17 protein-coding genes are annotated in these 18,736 nt (G+C 35.4%); 9 read left to right on the forward strand and 8 right to left on the reverse strand.

Annotated elements, in window-relative coordinates; all coding sequences use genetic code 11:
* Window positions 1-18: 18 nt before the first annotated feature.
* From INR76_RS01355 to INR76_RS01365, 3 genes are read right to left on the reverse strand one after another with little or no spacing between them, the layout of a single operon-like run.
* Complete coding sequence (locus INR76_RS01355; protein ID WP_223108859.1) at window positions 19-768, reverse strand: Na(+)-translocating NADH-quinone reductase subunit C; 750 nt, start codon at window positions 766-768, stop codon at window positions 19-21.
* A gap of 3 nt (window positions 769-771) precedes the next feature.
* Window positions 772-1,980 carry an NADH:ubiquinone reductase (Na(+)-transporting) subunit B gene (locus INR76_RS01360; protein WP_223108861.1) on the reverse strand — a complete coding sequence of 403 codons (1,209 nt, stop codon included), beginning with the start codon at window positions 1,978-1,980 and terminating at the stop codon, window positions 772-774.
* Window positions 1,981-1,984: 4 nt separating this feature from the next.
* Window positions 1,985-3,337, reverse strand: a complete 1,353-nt coding sequence (locus tag INR76_RS01365; protein WP_223108863.1) for a Na(+)-translocating NADH-quinone reductase subunit A — start codon at window positions 3,335-3,337, stop codon at window positions 1,985-1,987.
* A gap of 192 nt (window positions 3,338-3,529) precedes the next feature.
* Between INR76_RS01365 and INR76_RS01370 the strand changes: the two genes are divergently transcribed.
* The 3 genes from INR76_RS01370 to apaG are packed head-to-tail and all read left to right on the forward strand — an operon-like array spanning window position 3,530 to window position 6,333.
* Window positions 3,530-4,783 (forward strand): DUF5103 domain-containing protein, encoded by a 1,254-nt coding sequence (locus INR76_RS01370; RefSeq protein WP_223108864.1) that lies wholly within the window; start codon window positions 3,530-3,532, stop codon window positions 4,781-4,783.
* Between the two features lie 23 nt (window positions 4,784-4,806).
* A complete protein-coding gene (locus INR76_RS01375; protein WP_223108866.1) occupies window positions 4,807-5,943 on the forward strand; it encodes a DUF3667 domain-containing protein in 1,137 nt (378 codons plus the stop codon).
* Between the two features lie 3 nt (window positions 5,944-5,946).
* On the forward strand, window positions 5,947-6,333 hold the full coding sequence (gene apaG / locus INR76_RS01380) for a Co2+/Mg2+ efflux protein ApaG (RefSeq protein ID WP_223108867.1): 387 nt from the start codon (window positions 5,947-5,949) through the stop codon (window positions 6,331-6,333).
* Here apaG and INR76_RS01385 read toward each other — a convergent pair.
* The gene (locus INR76_RS01385) at window positions 6,330-7,037 is read right to left on the reverse strand and encodes an NRDE family protein (protein WP_223108869.1); all 708 of its coding nucleotides are present in this window, start codon (window positions 7,035-7,037) and stop codon (window positions 6,330-6,332) included. The two genes, apaG and INR76_RS01385, sit on opposite strands and share 4 nt — an antisense overlap.
* A 206-nt stretch (window positions 7,038-7,243) precedes the next feature.
* Between INR76_RS01385 and pruA the strand changes: the two genes are divergently transcribed.
* Window positions 7,244-8,869 (forward strand): L-glutamate gamma-semialdehyde dehydrogenase, encoded by a 1,626-nt coding sequence (pruA, locus tag INR76_RS01390; protein ID WP_223108870.1) that lies wholly within the window; start codon window positions 7,244-7,246, stop codon window positions 8,867-8,869.
* Between the two features lie 77 nt (window positions 8,870-8,946).
* Here pruA and INR76_RS01395 read toward each other — a convergent pair whose 3' ends face one another.
* Window positions 8,947-9,885 (reverse strand): Omp28-related outer membrane protein, encoded by a 939-nt coding sequence (locus INR76_RS01395; RefSeq protein ID WP_223108871.1) that lies wholly within the window; start codon window positions 9,883-9,885, stop codon window positions 8,947-8,949.
* A 609-nt stretch (window positions 9,886-10,494) separates the two neighbouring features.
* On the opposite strand from INR76_RS01395, the gene INR76_RS01400 reads away from it, so the two are divergent.
* Together INR76_RS01400 and INR76_RS01405 are read left to right on the forward strand one after the other, a co-directional pair.
* On the forward strand, window positions 10,495-10,839 hold the full coding sequence (locus tag INR76_RS01400; protein WP_223108872.1) for a T9SS type A sorting domain-containing protein: 345 nt from the start codon (window positions 10,495-10,497) through the stop codon (window positions 10,837-10,839).
* A gap of 107 nt (window positions 10,840-10,946) precedes the next feature.
* The gene (locus INR76_RS01405) at window positions 10,947-11,507 is read left to right on the forward strand and encodes an NUDIX hydrolase (RefSeq protein ID WP_223108873.1); all 561 of its coding nucleotides are present in this window, start codon (window positions 10,947-10,949) and stop codon (window positions 11,505-11,507) included.
* Window positions 11,508-11,522: 15 nt separating this feature from the next.
* On the opposite strand, the gene rsmG is transcribed toward INR76_RS01405, so the two are convergent.
* Window positions 11,523-12,152 (reverse strand): 16S rRNA (guanine(527)-N(7))-methyltransferase RsmG, encoded by a 630-nt coding sequence (gene rsmG / locus INR76_RS01410; RefSeq protein ID WP_223108874.1) that lies wholly within the window; start codon window positions 12,150-12,152, stop codon window positions 11,523-11,525.
* A 131-nt stretch (window positions 12,153-12,283) separates the two neighbouring features.
* Here rsmG and INR76_RS01415 point away from each other — a divergent pair, with 131 nt between their 5' ends.
* The 3 genes from INR76_RS01415 to purT are packed head-to-tail and all read left to right on the forward strand — an operon-like array spanning window position 12,284 to window position 15,766.
* Complete coding sequence (locus tag INR76_RS01415; RefSeq protein WP_223108876.1) at window positions 12,284-13,384, forward strand: acyl-CoA desaturase; 1,101 nt, start codon at window positions 12,284-12,286, stop codon at window positions 13,382-13,384.
* Between the two features lie 9 nt (window positions 13,385-13,393).
* On the forward strand, window positions 13,394-14,581 hold the full coding sequence (locus INR76_RS01420; protein WP_223108877.1) for a pyridoxal phosphate-dependent aminotransferase: 1,188 nt from the start codon (window positions 13,394-13,396) through the stop codon (window positions 14,579-14,581).
* Window positions 14,582-14,602: 21 nt separating this feature from the next.
* Window positions 14,603-15,766: a formate-dependent phosphoribosylglycinamide formyltransferase gene (gene purT, locus INR76_RS01425; protein WP_223108879.1), complete on the forward strand. Its 1,164-nt coding sequence runs from the start codon at window positions 14,603-14,605 to the stop codon at window positions 15,764-15,766.
* 2 nt (window positions 15,767-15,768) lie between these two features.
* Here purT and INR76_RS01430 read toward each other — a convergent pair whose 3' ends face one another.
* Entirely contained in the window at window positions 15,769-17,274 is a 1,506-nt protein-coding gene (locus tag INR76_RS01430) for a TrkH family potassium uptake protein (RefSeq protein ID WP_223108881.1), read from the reverse strand.
* Window positions 17,274-18,623 (reverse strand): Trk system potassium transporter TrkA, encoded by a 1,350-nt coding sequence (trkA, locus tag INR76_RS01435; protein WP_223108882.1) that lies wholly within the window; start codon window positions 18,621-18,623, stop codon window positions 17,274-17,276. The genes INR76_RS01430 and trkA overlap by 1 nt, the downstream gene beginning before the upstream one ends.
* Window positions 18,624-18,736: the final 113 nt, after the last annotated feature.

Genomic DNA, 18,736 nt, shown 5'->3' on the forward strand with positions numbered 1-18,736 from the left:
TTTTTTTAAGTGCGTTAATTAGTTTTGCAATGATTTAAAATAAGGTACATATAATCTTACGTCCTTTCTCAACATTGCAGCAACACCATCACCGGTAATTGTTGCTCCAGCTAAGGCATCTACTTCATTATCTTCAGTATCAGTGTTTGTAGGATCGTTATTACTTTTTGAAACTTCAATTCCTTTAAACGCATCACCGTCTAAGAAGCTTTCGCCGGTAAAATCATCCATAAAATAACGCTGTTTTATTTCAGCACCTAGACCGGGTGTTTCACCTTTATGATCATAATACACACCTTGAATTGTCATTGATTTGTCAACTGCAACAAAGCCCCAAATAGCATCCCAAAGACCTTTTCCACGCACCGGAATTACATATAACTCCTTACCGTCTTTTTCACCAACGAATAATGGAAGTCTTCTACTATAATCAGGGTTTTTAGCTTTTGTTTCTTCTTTCTTTAAATCTATTAGGTATGCTTCGTCATCTTCAGTAACATCACCACCTTGAATTACTAATTGTTTAGTAATATACGTGTTGAATTGTTCTTCTACTTTATCTGTAGGAACAAATGTTACATCGTTAGGTCCTTCATTTTCGTTAACACCCATAGCATAGAGGATGTTTTGCTGTTTCTCAAAACGTTCGTTTTCCTTAATTTTTGGCTTTAACCCACTGGCAAAACCTGCTAGGATAGAACCTACCACAATCACCATTATGATAGCAAAAATGATAGTATAACTATTTTTATCTGTATTAATCGCCATTGCTTATGCGGTTTTAACTTTTAAACGTTTTCTTCGTTTTTTAATATTTCCTTGTATCACGTAGTGATCAATAGTTGGAGCAAAAACATTCATTAATAAAATTGCCAACATTACTCCTTCTGGATAGGCAGGGTTAAATACTCTAATTAATATAGAAATAAACCCTATTAAAAATCCGTAAATCCACTTACCTCTATTGGTTTGCGATGCGGTAACAGGATCTGTAGCCATATATACTGCACCAAAAGCAAAACCTCCAATAATAAGATGGTGCCAAAACTCGGTATTCATTAAGCCATAAAACTTACTTGTATCCTCTATCCACTCTGCTGAAACTACTCCATTGAAAATTAATCCCATTACAAGAGCTCCCAAAACAGTTGAAAGCATAATTCGCCAGCTTCCTATCTTAGTAAAAATTAAGAAAAGTGCGCCAAGTAAAATTAAAAGCGTAGATGTTTCACCTACTGAACCTGGTATAAAACCAAAGAACATATCTGCTACACTGTAACTTATTTCTTGTCCTTGTGCTAAGCTTCCTAAAATTGTTTCACCTGATATTGCATCTGGCTTCCCGGCAGTTTCTACTGCACCGTGAACCCATACTTTATCACCACTCATCCAAGTAGGATATGCAAAGAATAGGAAAGCACGTATGGTTAAGGCAGGATTTAAAATATTCATACCTGTACCTCCAAACACCTCTTTACCAATAACTACACCAAAGACTACTGCTACTACAAGCATCCATAACGGAATATCAATTGGTACAATTAAAGGTACTAGCATCCCTGTTACTAAATATCCTTCTTCTACTTCGTGACCTTTAATAACAGCAAATAAAAATTCTACTGCAAGCCCTACTCCATAGGATACAATTACTAAAGGAAGTACCTTCCATAAACCAACAACAAAGTTGGTCCAGTTCCAAAACTCACCACTAAAAAAGCCCATAGCCTGTGTGATTTCTGGGTCTGTTTGTAAATTGGTTTGGTAACCAGCGTTAAACATTCCAAATAGTAAGCATGGAATTAAGGCCATGATTACTGTATTCATCGTACGTTTTAAGTCGTCTGCAGCTCTTACGTGTCCGCCAGAGTGCGTTGTTTCATTTGGCAAGTATAAAAAAGTATGTAGCGCGTTAAATGCAGGCGCCATCTTTTTACCTTTATACTTTTCTTTAAGCGTATGTAATTTTTGCTTCAATCCCATAGCGTTATCCTATTTCTTTAATCATTTGATCCAAACCATTGCGAATAATTTGCTGGTGTGGTTGTTTTGACACACAAATAAACTCTGTCAATGCAAAGTCTTCTGGTGCTACTTCATACATTCCTAAAGCTTCCATTTGGTCTAAGTCTTGCACCATACAAGCTTTTAACATCTGTAATGGATACATATCTAAAGGAAACACTTCTTCATAGTTTCCTGTTACCACAAATGCTCTATGCTCTCCATTTGTATTGGTGTCTAGTTCATATTTTTTCTTCGGAAATAACCATGAAAAAGTCAATGCTCTTGATGGAGATATCTTATCAAAAACTGGTTTATTCCAGCCAAAGAATTCATAATCATCTCCTTCAGGTATTACAGACACTGTATTGTTATAATATCCTAGATGTCCTTTTGGTGAAATTTTAGTTCCGGTAAGCACATTTCCGCTAATTACACGAACATTTTCTTCTTCTAGACCTGAGTCATATACAAAAGTTGACACCTCAGCGCCAATTTTAGTTCGGTAATATTTTGGATTTTTTACTGAAGATCCTGCCAAGGCAACAATGCGTTCAGCATTAAATTTACCAGTTAAAAGCAATTCACCAATTACTACCAAGTCTTGAGCTGAAACCGTCCAAACAGTCTCTCCTTTATTTACAGGATCAATTTTTGCAATTTGAGTTCCTACATTCCCTGAAGGATGCGGACCAGAAACTTTGTGTAGTTGAATGTCTTTTAAATCATCAAAAGGCGACGTTCCGTTTTTACCAACACTTACATGAACAGCTCCTTCTGTCAATTTACTTAAAGCTGTAACGGCTGCTTGTAGCTCAGACTCCTTACCTTGCAAAGTAAAGTCATAATCTGCAGCTAAAGGCGCACTAGCATAAGCCGAAATAAAAATTGATTTGGGTGCTTCATTAGCATCTGCGATAATATCGTAAGGACGCTGTTTAATAAAAGGCCAGCAACCGCTTTCTAACAATCTCTTTTTGATTGTTGATGCATCTGCGGAATTTAAATCTGTTTTCCCAAAATCTTTAAAAACATCTTCTTGATCTGCTTCAATAACAATACGAGTAATCACTCGTTTAGCACCTCTTTCAATTGCTGTTAATGTTCCGCTTACTGGCGAAACAACTTTGATGTCTTTATTGTCTTTTGAATAAAAAACAGTATCTCCGGCTTTTAATTTTCCACCTTCTTTGAGTACCATTTTTGGGGTAACAAGATGAAAATCTGACGGTCTAATAGCAAAGGTCCTTGAGCGCGGCGCATTAGAAAGAGTTTTGTCCGCCTCTCCTTTTAAACGAATGTCAAGACCTTTTTTAATCTTAATGTCTTTGGACATAGGATAGTTGTGTTACATTTATCTTTATTCCCGAGCCACAATTAGGGCTAAAATTTCGGGTTTGCAAATTTATAAATTTATAACCTCTTCTCACAACAAATAACTATAATTTTCTTCAGAAAGAAAGCAAAGCATTTTTAAACCGCTCTTAGGTATAAAATTTGATTATCTTTAACCAAATTTACTTTCTATATGTTTCAAAGATTAATTTTAAGTATTTTACTAGCCTGCACACCTATTTTGGGGTTTTCTCAATTAACAGAAATACCGGCGCCAGATTACATAAAAACCATACAATTTAAAGGTCAAACAGCACAAAGTCAATTACCTATTATAAGACTTGGTGAAAGACTTCAGCTTTCATTTGATGCTTTAAACGGAGAGGAAGCAGATTTTTATTACACTATTACTCACCATAATTTTGACTGGTCTGAAAGTGATCTTTCAAAAAGTGAATATTTAAATGGTTTTGACGATGTACGCATAGAAACGTATGAAAACTCTTTGAATACACTTCAGATATTTTCACATTATACCCTTACAATACCCAACAGAGAAACGAGAGCAATCACCAAAAGTGGAAATTACCTACTACGTATTTTTGACAACGACGGCAACCCGGTTTTTTCAAGAAAATTTATGGTGGTTGAAGAAATTGCAGGCGTAACTGTTGAAATTAAACGCTCTCGTGATTTAAATTTTATTAAAGAAAAACAAGCAGTACAATTTACAATCAATTCACCTTCACTCCTATTAATTAACCCAAAGCAAACTGTAAACACTCTTGTAATGCAAAACAGCAACCTAAAAAATGCCATTACAGACCTTAAACCACAATACACAATTGGCAATGAATTAATCTATAGGTATGACAAAGAGGCTTCTTTTTGGGGCGGTAATGAGTTTTTAGCTTTTGACAATAAAGATGTACGAGCTGCCGGAAATAACATACAACGTATTGGCGTGAGCGATGTGTATGAAAATTACTTATATACAGACATAGGAAGGTATGACAGACCGTATACATACAACCCAGATATCAATGGAAATTTCGTGATACGGAATATCAACGCCAATAATCAAGACATTGAAGCAGAATACGTGCGAATTCATTTTAACCTTCAGTATTTTGAAGATATAGGTGATAAGGAAATTCATCTCTACGGAAATTTTAATAATTGGACTATTGACGGCTCAACCTACATGAAATATGATCCACAAAGCGATACATACCGAAATTCACGTTTATTTAAACAAGGCTTTTACAACTATAAATATGTATTGGTAGATCGTGACGGCTCTATTGAGCCGGGAGCAATAAGCGGTAATTTTTGGCAGACCGAAAATGAGTATACCGTTTTGGTTTACTTTAGAGATCTTGGAGCCCGTTATGACCGCATTATCGGGATGGGCCGAGCAACTTCAACCAACATTAACAACAATTAAATAAATCAATTCACCTTTGCGATATGAGTAAAAACCTTCCTATATCGTCAAGCAGCCGAAAATCAAGAAAGTATCGCGGCGCTGAATGTCTTAATTGCGGACAACCGCTAGATTTAAGCGACAAATTTTGCCCGTATTGCTCACAACTCAACAGTACCAAACAACTAACATTTACCGATTTTTTTGCCGAATTCATAAATAGTATTGTGAGCTATGATTCTAGGATGCGGTATACAATAAGAGATTTATTATTAAAACCCGGTGTAGCCACTCGCAACTACATTAAAGGTCAACGCTTAAAATACGCCAATCCGTTTCGGTTTTATTTGAGTGTATCTATAATCTACTTTCTTCTTCAAGGTTTCATTGCTTTTTTTTCACCTTCTGATGAAACCTTTTTCAAAATGAATAAAGAAGATACCACCGAAGTAAACGAAGCAGTTGACGAAGGGGTTTATGCTTTATCAAAAAACGGGAAACCACATAGTAAAGAACCTATACTTAAAGATACAGTCGCGCAAACAGAAGTAAAAGATAGCACCTCAACTCAACTAACCGATGGTGAAATAGCATATATTTCAGAAAAAGATCTTGACACCTTATCATGGACAAAACGTACTATTAGTAGGTTTGAGCTTTACCGAGACTTTTACAAAAAAAATGATATAAAAAGTGCGTCAATAGCGCTAGATAGCCTTAACCACAACAACAGTGTGTACAACAGATGGCTGTATAATAAAAATAATGCGTTGGAGCGAGTAATTGACAATCCCAAAGCATTTGCAGACTATTTAATGAAGAAGATTCCTTTTTTCATATTCTTTTTTACACCTTTTTACGCATTGTTTTTTTGGTTAATTTATTCAAAGAAAAAATTTAATTATCTATCCCATATAATCTTTATTTTTCACGTTTTTAGTTTTCTTTTTTTAGCATCAATTATTTGCTTACTGCCAGATGCCTTTTTTAAAAACGATTTCTTTCAAGGCATTTTGCTTTTCTTAATTGGTCCTTTTTATTTTTATAAAGCACTGCGCAATTTTTACAAACAGAGTCGTTTTATAACACTTATAAAATTTGTACTTTTAAATATTGTATTTTGGATAGGAGCAACCATTACAGCTACCCTATTCTTTTTTATTACTGCAGCGGTTTATTAAAGTATGGTTCAACAAGTAACAAAAGGTATTAAAATTTCGGTTAGACCCAAGTTTGAAGGAACATTGGTAAATAGGCACCAAGAAAGCTACACCTTTTCTTATACCATTACTATTGAAAACCAAAGCAACGAGACAGTACAACTGTTAACAAGGTATTGGAAAATTAAAGATGCATTAAAACGAACCGAAATTGTAAAAGGTGAAGGTGTGGTAGGTGTAAAACCATTACTTTCTCCAGGCGACAAACACACCTACAGCAGTGGCTGTTTATTAAAAGCTCCTTTTGGCAGTATGCAAGGTCATTATACGCTTATTAACCACGTAACAAACAAAACCTTTAAAGTAACAATACCTACATTTAAGCTTCACGCCGCATTTGCAGTAAATTAACTTAAGAATGAAGTGTGTGTAACCTGATTAGTTTGTAAATCCTCATAACGCATTTCAATTCCTTCCATTTTTTTAATTTGCGTAATACTTTTAGTTTTTACAAAACCTCGATCCATTACAATATCTGTTTCTGTATTGCCTTCTCCGGCTGTTTTATGAAATCGCAATAAATCTGAAGTATCGGGTTTTAAATTTTCAAATAAAAAACTAGAAAACCATTTTTCACGCTTTTGTTTCATTTCTGAAGTATACAACAATGATGATGACCAAATTTGCGGAGCCAGTGGTTTTTCGGTAAAGTGAATTGTGTGTTCATCCCAAACCAACTCAAAAATTCGCAAATGATTTTCCCAATCTATCATCACAACAGTAAAAGGTTCTATTCCCGCAAAGTCATATTTATTTATTTCAGAAATAGCATCCTTGGCTGTCAATAAATCAATCACAAGTATACCACGACTCATTCTATACTCATCTTTGCGCTCGTGAGCTGTAAAACCGCCGTTTAACAAACAAACTAGTCTTTTTTTATCACTTACACCAATCCAAGTACCGCCGGCTAATTCATCTTTTGGAAATAATAATTTAGTACCACCTTCTTGGTAACGTTTGGGTTCAATAGTATTACGACCAGGAGCTTCATCTCTATTTGAAGTTAAAATAAAGCCATCATTTTCAATAGGAATAAATGTAAGTGTACACATAATGATAAGTATGTCTATTAAGTTCAGAAAAAATTACAAAAAATAAAACAAGTACCCATTGATAAAATGATAATTCAAATCTAAAAAAGGGCTTCAGTCTCAGCTTCTAATACCGAATAACTTAACAACCCCATAACACAAATTCTCCATCCAAAATGACTACCTTTGCAACCTTTAAATATGAACACTAAAAAACAGATAAACCTATGGGAAAAGGATTTTTTGATGTTCCGGTAGCAGAAAACGAACCAGTTTTAAGCTACGCTCCCGGAACTCCAGAACGAGAAGAAGTTTTAAAAGCATATAAAGAGCTATACAACAGCACAGTAGACGTGCCTCTATATATTAACGGAAAACACATTGAAACTGGAGATACTGCTACTATGGCTCCTCCTCACGATCACAAACATGCATTAGGTGTGTATCATAAAGCCGAAAAAAAGCATATTGAAGATGCTATTGCAGGATCGCTTGAGGCTAGAAAAAAATGGGCTGCTATGCCCTGGGATAATCGCGCTGCTATTTTTCTACGTGCTGCAGAACTGATTGCCGGACCGTACCGAGCAAAAATCAATGCAGCAACTATGCTAGCTCAATCAAAAAATATTTACCAAGCTGAAATCGACTCGGCCTGTGAATTGATAGATTTTTTACGTTTCAACGTACAATATATGAGCGAAATATACTCAGAGCAACCTGAGTCTACTTCGGCAGCTTGGAACCGTCTAGAATACCGCCCTCTTGAAGGATTTGTCTATGCAATTACTCCTTTCAATTTTACAGCCATTGCCGGAAACCTTCCCGCAAGTGCTGCATTAATGGGTAACGTAGCTATCTGGAAACCTAGTGACAGCCAAGTTTACTCAGCAAAAGTTGTTCTTGATGTATTTAAAGAAGCTGGAGTTCCTGATGGTGTAATTAACATGGTGATGGGTGATCCAGAAATGATCACAGATACTATTTTAGCAAGTCCAGATTTCAGTGGATTACACTTCACCGGTTCTACAACTGTATTCAAAAACATTTGGCAACAAATAGGAAACAACATCCACAATTATAAATCATACCCACGTATTGTTGGAGAAACTGGTGGTAAAGATTTTATAATTGCTCATAAAACCTCAAACCCAAAGCAAGTAGCAACAGCTATTTCAAGAGGTGCTTTTGAGTTTCAGGGTCAAAAATGTAGTGCTGCCAGTCGTTGCTACATTCCGAAGAGCATTTGGGAAGATGTAAAAAAATACGTTCAAGAAGATGTAAAGTCTTTTAAAATGGGCTCTCCGGAAAATATGGAAAATTTTATCACCGCTGTCATTCACGAGGCTGCTTTTGACAAATTGGCTGGTTATATTGATCAAGCTAAAAAAGATGATAACGCTGAAATTATTGCGGGTGGAGAGTATGATAAAAGTGAAGGCTATTTTATTCAGCCTACGGTAATTAAAACTGAAGATCCAAAATACACTACAATGTGTACCGAGCTTTTCGGTCCAGTAGTAACTATTTATGTTTATGAAGATGACAAATGGGAAGAAACGCTTCACCTTGTTGACGAAACAAGTGAGTACGCTTTAACCGGAGCTGTGTTTAGCGAAGATCGTTACGCTCTTCAACAAGGAGTTGAAATTCTTGAAAATGCTGCCGGAAACTTCTACTTAAACGATAAACCAACAGGAGCTGTTGTAGGTCATCAGCCTTTTGGCGGAGCAAGAGCAAGTGGAACCAATGACAAAGCTGGTAGTAAATTAAACTTATACAGATGGATTTCGCCACGTATGGTTAAAGAAACGTTTGTTTCACCAACAGATTATAGATATCCGTTTATGGGTTAATTAACAGTAACCACAAACAAAAAAAAGCCCGAAAGAAATCTTTCGGGCTTTTTTACTATTAACTAACACTTAAATTTTTATTCAAATTCTTTTTCTATACCAACATCAGCATATTGAGCATTTTTTGCTGTATTGTTAGCATCAACAATCATTACTACCAAACTTAAATTATCTTTTACATACTCTCCGGGAATAGAAGTTGAAAGAGTTTTATTATAGGTTTCAAAAGCAGAGGTTACAGGTATTTCATCACCAAGAACATTGGTCATTGAAACACGTAACACCTCGTTGTGTTCAAAATCTGGAATAGGGTCTCCTAAACCATAAAACGGGCTGCTTTCATTTTCATTATAATAGTTTGTTTGGTCATATAAAATTCCGTTTTCAAGTAGATAAACTACTATTTTATCTCCTTCAACAGAGCCATTTTCATACATTACGTTGGTATTTACAACCAAATTATTACCACTTAATGTTGATTTTATTGAGATACTAACATTGGTATCTTCTCCTGCTATAGATGTAACATCGGTAAGAGGATGTGGGTTAGCCCAATTAATACTTCTATTAATTCTGGCTTGTGGCAGACCACCTACTTCATATTCATCAATTAATATCTGAATATCATCAAAGTGCATAGGGTCTGGACTGCTACTTGATGTTTTATGAATAGCTACAACGGCAATATCATCTGTTGCTTCGTGAGCATCTTCTATCGCAGCCGCAACTCGCGGACAATATCCACACCAAGTTCCGGTATAATCCTCTATAACAACTTTACGTTTTGGTATAAATACTTCAAAAGTTTTTGTTTCGGTCTCAAATGTTTCTCCAGATATCATATATGATGCGTACACCTCAAAATTACCTATATCTGCAGAAGAAAATGTATTTCCGGCTATTTCGGTATCGTTGACATAAATAGTAGATTCAGAAGTAACATCTTCTCCATCTGGATCAACTATAGTGAATTCTACTTCTTGATTTCTAAAAACTTTATTTTTGTTGATTAACAATACGCGTCCGTCTGCATCTATTACATTGAAGTTTAAAACATTACTTGCTGCACCTAAATAGTTTGCAGTACCTACACAAATCTACTTTTTGATAATGACGCAAACTTAGTTTCAATTTCAGAAATATTAGACCAATGTGAGGGCACTTCTTTTACACCTGAGATAGAGGTTAGAAATTTTGGTAATGACCCAATAACATCATTAGATATTGAATATTCAGTTAATGGCGGCGCTGTTGAAACCTATACTTTCACAGGAAATGTTGCTTCATATCAAGCTGCAACTATTACACTACCGGCAATTTCATACACATCTCAAAGCACAAACACCTTAAACGTAAGTCTTGCTAATGATGAAAACAATGCCAATAACGATTCTAGTATCAACTTTGATCAAACTACAGTAGAATCTGTAGCCAATGTATTTGTAGAAATTAACACAGACCAATATGGTAGTGAAGTTTTCTTTGAAATAACTGATAATAACGGAAGTGTAGTAGAAAGCGGAAGACCGTTTGGCAACAACCAAACATACGTTTTAGATTTTATCTTAGATGCAGGATGTTACAATTTCCATATTATTGACACATATGGAGACGGTGGTGGCGCCGTGCGAGTATATGACGGTGAAGGAACTATAATTTTTGAAACAAACGGAAGCTACGGTTCGGGCGCTAGAGGAGGTTTCTCGTCAAACGGAACTTTAAACATTGACGAGAACAATGTAAGTAAATTAGCCATATATCCTAATCCAGCAAGCGATATTTTAAACATTCAAAATGCTGAAAACTCAACTATTCAAATATTTGATATTACAGGAAAATTATTAATATCTCGAAGCAATATTTCAAACAATGCACAAATAGATGTTGCAAGTCTTACAACAGGAACTTATTTTGTGAAAATTGCTAACGGAAATAAATTTCAGACACAAAAATTAATTATTGCTCAATAAGCAATAAAACACTCCTCAATACTAAGAAAGCCCCGGTTTTAACAAAAGCCGGGGTTCTGTTTATTATAGATTTATGTATTTTGAAAGTTGTTTAAAATTCCTTTGCTATGAAATATTCCTTAAAAAACCAACGTATTGTTTTTGATGATCATTATAAAATTCTGAAAGCAGAAACAGCATATGATACCTTTTCTGGTTCAACAATAAAAACCGAAAGACTAGCTTTTCACAGAGGTGATTCTGTTGGTATTATATTGTTTGAAAAAGATACACAAAGCATCTTGCTCACAAAGCAATTTAGATACCCTACTACGCAACACAACGAAGGATGGATTTTGGAGATCCCCGCAGGATCACTTGAGGAAAATGAAAACAGCGCAACCTGTGTAAAACGGGAAGTCTTGGAAGAACTCGGGTATAAAATCAATGATGTAACGTTAATTTCAGAGTTTTACACTTCGCCGGGAGGTTCTACAGAGCGTCTGTACCTTTTTTATGCTGAAGTACTCTCAAACGATAAAACCAGTGAAGGAGGTGGCGTAGCAGACGAGCATGAAGACATACAACTTGTTAAAATTCCAATTTCTGAAATTCCACAAATTCTTTCAGAAAAAATAATTGATGCTAAGTCAATCATTGGTTTACAATGGTTCTTGTTTCAGAAATAAAAAAATTTAACCACCCTACCCTTTGTATTTTAAAGGAAGATGAACCACGCTTTTGGTTTCAAAAAATTCTTCTTCAAAATAATGGGGCAAATTATAAATAGTAGCTTTAGGGAAGTTGGCAAGCTCTTCACTTAAATCGCCGCCTTTTAAATATAAAATACCGTTTTTGAGTTCGTGTTTACTTTTTTTGGCTACTCTACCTTTTACCCAACGCACAAAAGTTTCCATCTGGGCAACTGCTCGGCTTACAATAAAATCATATTGACCGTCAATTTGTTCTACACGATCATTGGTAATTTTTACATTTTGAAGGTTTAATCCTTTTGTAACTTCTTCAACAACTTTTATTTTTTTTCCGATGCTATCTACCAGGTGAAAATTGGTTTCAGGAAAAAGAATTGCCAACGGAATTCCAGGAAAACCACCGCCTGTACCTACATCAAGAATGTTTGCGCCTTTATTAAACTGTTGAACTTTTGCAATTGCCAATGAATGAAGAACGTGACGTAGGTATAATTCATCAATATCTTTACGAGATACTACATTGATTTTTAAATTCCAATCGTGATATAACGCCTCTAGCTTTTCAAATTGATCTTGTTGATTACCTGAAAGTTGAGGAAAGTACTTTAAAATTAAATCCATAATACAAATCTAAATGGCAAAAGTATGATTAATGAGTAAATTTTCTACACTTGCCGAAGGGTATTTGATTAAAGATATGTATTTTTAGCAACTAATTTCTTCTGAAGAAATTCATTAAAAACATATCATAAGTGAACACCCCTCAAGTAAAATTTTCTCGTATAGACTCAGCCAAGTTTTTTAGAACTTTAAACAAACGTGTAAACTCATACTTTAAAGAGAATAACATAAAACGAACAGGAAACTGGAAATTACACCTTAAGTCTGTAATTATGTTTTCACTGTACTTAACTCCTTATTTTTTATTATTAACACTTGATGTACCTACTTGGGCACAAATTTTATTTACTATTATTATGGGAGTTGGTATGGCAGGCGTTGGTATGAACGTGATGCACGATGCCAATCACGGTTCCTACTCTTCAAAAAAATGGATAAACAAACTTATGGGTAGCAGTATGTACATCTTAGCCGGTAATGTTTACAACTGGCAAGTACAGCATAATGTTTTACACCATACATATACCAATATTCATGGCCATGATGAAGATATGGAAGCCGGTCGTGTGATTAGGTTTTCAAAGCACGCAAAATGGAGACGCTTTCATAAGTTTCAACAATACTACAGCGTTTTGCTATACGGTCTACTCACCTTTAATTGGGCGATTACTACAGATTTTAAACAAACCAAACGCTACTTGGCAAAAAAACTAGCATACGGTAAATTACCCAAACCAATCACCCAATGGAGTATTTTAATTATAACTAAGTTAATCTACATGGGAATATGGATTGTAATACCAATCTTGTTTTTTAATATTGCTTGGTGGAAAATCCTAATTGGGTTTTTTATTATGCATTATGTAGCCGGACTTATTTTAAGCATTGTTTTTCAATTGGCTCATATTGTTGAAGATACCGAAATGCCATTACCAGACAAAACTGGTAATATGAAAAACACTTGGGCAATACATCAACTATTTACCACTGTAAATTTTTCAACCAAAAACAAAATTGTAAATTGGTTTACTGGCGGATTAAACCATCAAGTAGAGCATCATATTTTTCCGAATATAAGCCATATTCACTATTCAAAAATTTCTGAAATAGTAAAGCAAACAACAACAGAGTTTAATCTTCCGTATTACGAATATAAAACAACCCGAAGCGCAATTGTAGCTCATTTTAAACACTTGAAAAAAATGGGTCTCAAGCCTTCATTATCCGCATAATTTAATTGTATGAATAAAAGACTTTCTGACCGCGTAAATAAAATGGCCACTTCTGCCACCCTTGCAATGGCAGCAAAAGCTAGAGAACTTAGAGAAGAAGGAAAAGACATTATTGGCCTTAGCCTAGGTGAGCCAGATTTTACTGTACCTGAATTTGTTAAAGATGCAGCCATCAAAGCAATTGAAGACGATTACCACGCTTATACACCTGTTGATGGTTATGGAGAGTTGAAACAAGCTATTATCAAAAAGTTTAAAAGAGATAACAACCTTGATTATACACCTACACAAATTGTTGTTTCAACAGGGGCAAAACAATCTCTTGCAAATATTGCTCAAGTTCTGCTTAATGAAGGAGATGAAGTATTATTGCCGGCTCCTTACTGGGTAAGTTATAGCGATATTGTGAAAGTTGCAGAAGGAGTTCCGGTTGAGATAAAAACCAATATCAATAGTGACTTTAAAGTTACTCCAGAAGCACTAGAAGCCGCTATAACCCCAAAGACAAAAATGATAATGTACAGCTCTCCCTGTAACCCAAGTGGCTCTGTATACAGCAAAGAAGAATTACGTGCGCTAGCAGACGTTCTCGTTAAATATCCAGACATAATTGTTGTTAGTGATGAAATTTATGAACATATAAACTTTACTGGACAGCACGCTTCTATGGCTCAATTTGACGATATGTATGACCGTACCGTCACGGTAAACGGAGTATCAAAAGCATATGCAATGACCGGCTGGCGAATTGGCTTTATAGGCGCTCCAGAATGGATTGCAAAAGCCTGTACCAAAATGCAAGGTCAAGTAACCAGTGGTACCAATTGTATTGCTCAACGCGCTACAATTACAGCCTTAGAAGAATCTCCAGAAAAAATTCAATATATGGTTTCTGCTTTTAAAAGCAGACGAAAACTTATTTTAGACCTTCTTTCTGAAATACCAGGTATGAAAACCAATGAACCAGAAGGTGCTTTCTATGTATTTCCAGATATATCAAGTTTCTTCGGAAAAACTTTACACGGCAAGAAGATTAATAACGCTACCGACTTTTCATTGCTTCTTTTAGAAAAAGCATTAGTAGCAACAGTTACAGGAGAAGCCTTTGGAGACCCAAATTGTATAAGAATATCATATGCAGCTTCAGAAAACGATATAATTGAAGCTTTGAAGCGAATTAAAGAAACTCTTTCTTAACAAAGCTAAACCTATTTTACAATGGCGACAATACTTTTATTGGGCAGCGGTGAGTTAGGCAAAGAATTTACCATTGCCGCACAACGTCTAGGTCAAAAAATTATAGCAGTAGATAGTTATAAAAACGCTCCTGCCATGCAAGTAGCAGATCATTTTGAAATTATAAACATGCTCGACGGTGATGCTCTAGATGCCCTCGTAGAAAAACATAAACCTGACTATATTGTTCCTGAAATTGAAGCCATTCGTACGGAGCGCTTTTATGAATACGAAAAACAAGGCTTCACAGTAGTTCCATCTGCAAAAGCAGCAAATTATACCATGAACCGAAAATCAATCCGTGATTTGGTTTCAAAAGAATTAGGTATAAAAACCGCAGATTATCGTTATGCCACCTCAGCCGAAAGTTTGCAAAAAGCAGTTTCAGAAATAGGAATGCCTTGCGTTGTAAAACCCTTAATGTCTTCAAGCGGAAAAGGACAAAGCACTATTAAAACCGAAGCCGATATAGCAAAAGCTTGGCAATACTCACAAGAAGGCTCACGAGGTGATGTTGCCGAAGTAATTGTAGAGGCATTTGTAAATTTTAATTATGAAATTACTGTGTTAACCGTAACGCAGCGCAATGGAAAAACACTATTCTGTCCGCCAATTGGCCATAGACAAGAGCGAGGAGACTATATGGAAAGTTGGCAACCCGCTGCTATGGAGAGTACTCACTTAAAAACAGCTCAAGATATGGCAGCCAAAGTAACCGAAGCACTTACTGGAGCCGGAATTTGGGGAGTTGAGTTTTTTGTAGCAGATGACGGTGTATATTTTTCTGAATTATCACCAAGACCTCATGACACTGGAATGGTCACTCTTGCTAACACACAGAATTTTAATGAATTTGAACTACATGCCAGAGCTGTTTTAGGACTACCTATACCAGAAGTAACACAAGAACGAATAGGAGCTAATGCTGTAATACTAGCACCTGATTTTTCAGAAAACCCTACTTATGAAGGTCTAGACAAGGTTGCAGCCGAAAGTAAATGTGATTTCAGAATTTTTGGAAAGCCAACATCGCGTCCATATAGAAGAATGGGAATTGTTTTTACATATGACTCGCTTGAAGCTTCTGTTAATGATGCAACTAAAAAAGCAAGAGAGCTCGCCGATAAGGTTTTGGTTAAAGTTTAATTTTACCTATTACGCCAAAAGAAAGGGGTAAGTAAAATTAATACAGTAAATAATTCAAGACGACCTATCAACATTAAAAAAGATGCCCACCATTTTGCAGCCGCTGGAAGCGCCCCAAAATTATTCACAGGACCTAAGTCACCTAAAGCCGGCCCCACATTTCCTAGAGTAGAAGCAGCACCTCCTAGAGCTGTTTTAAAATCTAATCCCAACCAAGAAAACACCAAAACACCCATAATAAAGGAAAGCATATACAAAATAAAGAATCCTAAAATATTATAAACGATAGGTTGACCTACAGCCCTATTGTTATAACGTACCGGTAAAATAGCATTGGGATGTAACGACCTTTTAAATTCTAAAATTCCGTTTTTAATCATTATCAAATGACGCACTATTTTTATTCCTCCTGCTGTAGAACCCGCCGAACCTCCTAAAAACATTAAACCAAAGAAGAAAACCGCTAGAAAAGGAGTCCATAATGTATAATCTGCAGAGACAAACCCGGTAGTTGTTACTATTGCTAAAACCTGAAACAATCCATGTCTCAAAGCACTCTCAAATCTTCCCCAAACCATAGGATGATCTATTGACGAAAGCGAAATATCAGCTTTAAAATAGATTAAAAGTGTTGCTATTACGGTAAAAGATACAATAGCAATGGTATACCACTTAAATTCATCATCTTGCAAAACTTTTGAAAACTTAGTTTTAAAGGCAAAATAACTTAACACAAAGTTGGTACCTGCCAAAAACATAAAGATTATGATAATATATTGTATTATTGGTTGATCGTTCCAATAAGCTACACTTGCGTTTTTGGTAGAAAAACCTCCCGTACTTAATGTACTCAACGAGTGATTAATAGCATCAAAAAAACTCATTCCTGCTAGTTTCAGCAGTAAAGTTTCAATAAGTGTGTATGATACATAAATAACCCATAAGCGCTTAGCTGTATCTGTAATTCTAGGGTGTAATTTATCGCCTCCAGGACCTGGTGCTTCCGCAGAAAACAATTGCATCCCACCAATTCCTAATAAAGGAAGAATAGCAATAGCCAAAACGATTATACCCATCCCTCCTATCCAGTGTGTTATGCTGCGCCAAAATAATACTCCCTCAGGAATACTTTCTATATCACTTAATATTGATGCCCCTGTAGTGGTATACCCACTCATTGTTTCAAAAAAGGCATTGGTTATACTAGGAATAGCACCGGTAAATAAATAAGGCAGTGTACCAAAAATAGACATACACAGCCATCCAAAAGTTACAATAATATAACCTTCTCTCTTTTGAATTTCTTTTCGGTGGTTTTTTGTAACTAGCATAGTTACACTACCAATAGCCAATGTTACAATAGCAGCATTAAACATTTGCAATACAACGCCATCATCATAAATATAACTTACCAGAGCAGATAACAGCATAAACCCCGCATTTACTGCAAGAAGTAAACCGAGCAAGTGAAGTATAAGTTTTAGATTAAGCCTTGAAAAGGATCGCATTAAACAAATAGTTTTTCAACCTTGGCAATTGATTGTGGTAAACAACAAATAACGATACGGTCTCCATTTTTTATTCTGAAATCACCTAAAGCAATGATGCCTTCATTTTCTCTTACTACCCCGCCAATGATTGCAGACCTTGGAAGATCTATATCTTTTATTTTCTTATCACAAACTTTTGAAGAAGGTGTTACAATAAACTCCAACAACTCTGCATTCATGTTGTTAAGCTTGGTCATTGCAACTACTTCACCCTTGCGAACATACCTAAAAATATTATTGGCTGCTAATAATTTTTTATTTATTAATGTATCAATGCCAATAGACTGTGAGAGTTGAAAATAATCCATATTCTCAACAAGAGCGATGGTCTTTTTTACTCCTTTAGATTTTGCCACCAAACACGACATTATATTGGTTTCACTATTTCCTGTTACAGAAATAAAAGCATCCATTTCATTTATAGATTCTTCTTGAAGTAAATCTACATTTCTGCCATCACCATTAATAACCAAGCAACTAGGAATATCATCTGCAATATCAAATGCTTTATCCTTATTGCTCTCAATCAATTTTACCTTAAAGCTATTTTTACATAAATCTCTTGCGGTTTTATAGCCTATTTTACTTCCGCCCAAGATCATTACATTTTTAATTTCCTGCTTTACTTTTCCTGTTAATTGATATATTTCATCAACTCCTTTTTCAGTAGTTGTAAAATAGACTTGGTCTCCTTCTTTAAACTGAGTATCCCCTCGTGGTATAAGGGTATATTGTGTACCAAAACGTTGAATTGCCAGCGGAACATATTTTAAATCTGAATATTTTTGCCCCACTTCCTTTACTGTTCTACCCACAAAAACAGCTGTTCTAGGCAGGTTTAAACCAATCATGGTAAGTGCTCCTTCTTCAAATTCATAGGTATCATTAAATGCACTTTGGTTTAATAATAAAGCGATTTCGCTAGCGGCAAGTGACTCAGGAGAAATAAGTTCGTCGATACCAAAGCGTGTAAATCCAACCTCTTCTTTTTTATCAATAAACTCGGTATTTGAAATACGCGCTACAGTTCGCTTTGCTCCTAATTGTTTTGCTAAAACACAAACGGTAATATTGGTAGTCTCACTAGATGTTACAGCGATAACTAAATCTGTAGAATCTACTTTTGAATCCTTTAAAACCGAAATAGAAGTTGCATCTCCTTTAACCACTCGAATATCCAAATGCGTATCTGCATAGGCTATAGATTCTTTATTAGTATCAATAAGTGTTATATCCTGAGACTCGAAGGAAAGCAGCTTAGCTAAATGAAATCCCACTTCGCCGGCACCAGCAATAATAATCTTCATAATGTCTTATAAAATAAGTGTTGCAAAGTTAAATAATTTATAATTAGTGAATGACAAAGGTTATGTTCTTTTACTGAAAGAGTTACTTGCAAATACCAAAAAAAATGTAGCTT

The sequence above is a fragment of the Marixanthomonas sp. SCSIO 43207 genome, from assembly GCF_019904255.1.
In the GTDB taxonomy this organism is placed as follows: Bacteria; Bacteroidota; Bacteroidia; order Flavobacteriales; family Flavobacteriaceae; genus Marixanthomonas.

Excerpts from the sequence above, each read along its gene's own strand:
- INR76_RS01355 (WP_223108859.1), bottom strand. The coding sequence starts at position 768 with ATGGCGATTAATACAGATAAAAATAGTTATACTATCATTTTTGCTATC.
- INR76_RS01360 (WP_223108861.1), bottom strand. The coding sequence starts at position 1,980 with ATGGGATTGAAGCAAAAATTACATACGCTTAAAGAAAAGTATAAAGGT.
- INR76_RS01365 (WP_223108863.1), bottom strand. The coding sequence starts at position 3,337 with ATGTCCAAAGACATTAAGATTAAAAAAGGTCTTGACATTCGTTTAAAA.
- INR76_RS01370 (WP_223108864.1), top strand. The coding sequence starts at position 3,530 with ATGTTTCAAAGATTAATTTTAAGTATTTTACTAGCCTGCACACCTATT.
- INR76_RS01375 (WP_223108866.1), top strand. The coding sequence starts at position 4,807 with ATGAGTAAAAACCTTCCTATATCGTCAAGCAGCCGAAAATCAAGAAAG.
- apaG (WP_223108867.1), top strand. The coding sequence starts at position 5,947 with ATGGTTCAACAAGTAACAAAAGGTATTAAAATTTCGGTTAGACCCAAG.
- INR76_RS01385 (WP_223108869.1), bottom strand. The coding sequence starts at position 7,037 with ATGTGTACACTTACATTTATTCCTATTGAAAATGATGGCTTTATTTTA.
- pruA (WP_223108870.1), top strand. The coding sequence starts at position 7,244 with ATGGGAAAAGGATTTTTTGATGTTCCGGTAGCAGAAAACGAACCAGTT.
- INR76_RS01405 (WP_223108873.1), top strand. The coding sequence starts at position 10,947 with ATGAAATATTCCTTAAAAAACCAACGTATTGTTTTTGATGATCATTAT.
- rsmG (WP_223108874.1), bottom strand. The coding sequence starts at position 12,152 with ATGGATTTAATTTTAAAGTACTTTCCTCAACTTTCAGGTAATCAACAA.
- INR76_RS01420 (WP_223108877.1), top strand. The coding sequence starts at position 13,394 with ATGAATAAAAGACTTTCTGACCGCGTAAATAAAATGGCCACTTCTGCC.
- purT (WP_223108879.1), top strand. The coding sequence starts at position 14,603 with ATGGCGACAATACTTTTATTGGGCAGCGGTGAGTTAGGCAAAGAATTT.
- INR76_RS01430 (WP_223108881.1), bottom strand. The coding sequence starts at position 17,274 with ATGCGATCCTTTTCAAGGCTTAATCTAAAACTTATACTTCACTTGCTC.
- trkA (WP_223108882.1), bottom strand. The coding sequence starts at position 18,623 with ATGAAGATTATTATTGCTGGTGCCGGCGAAGTGGGATTTCATTTAGCT.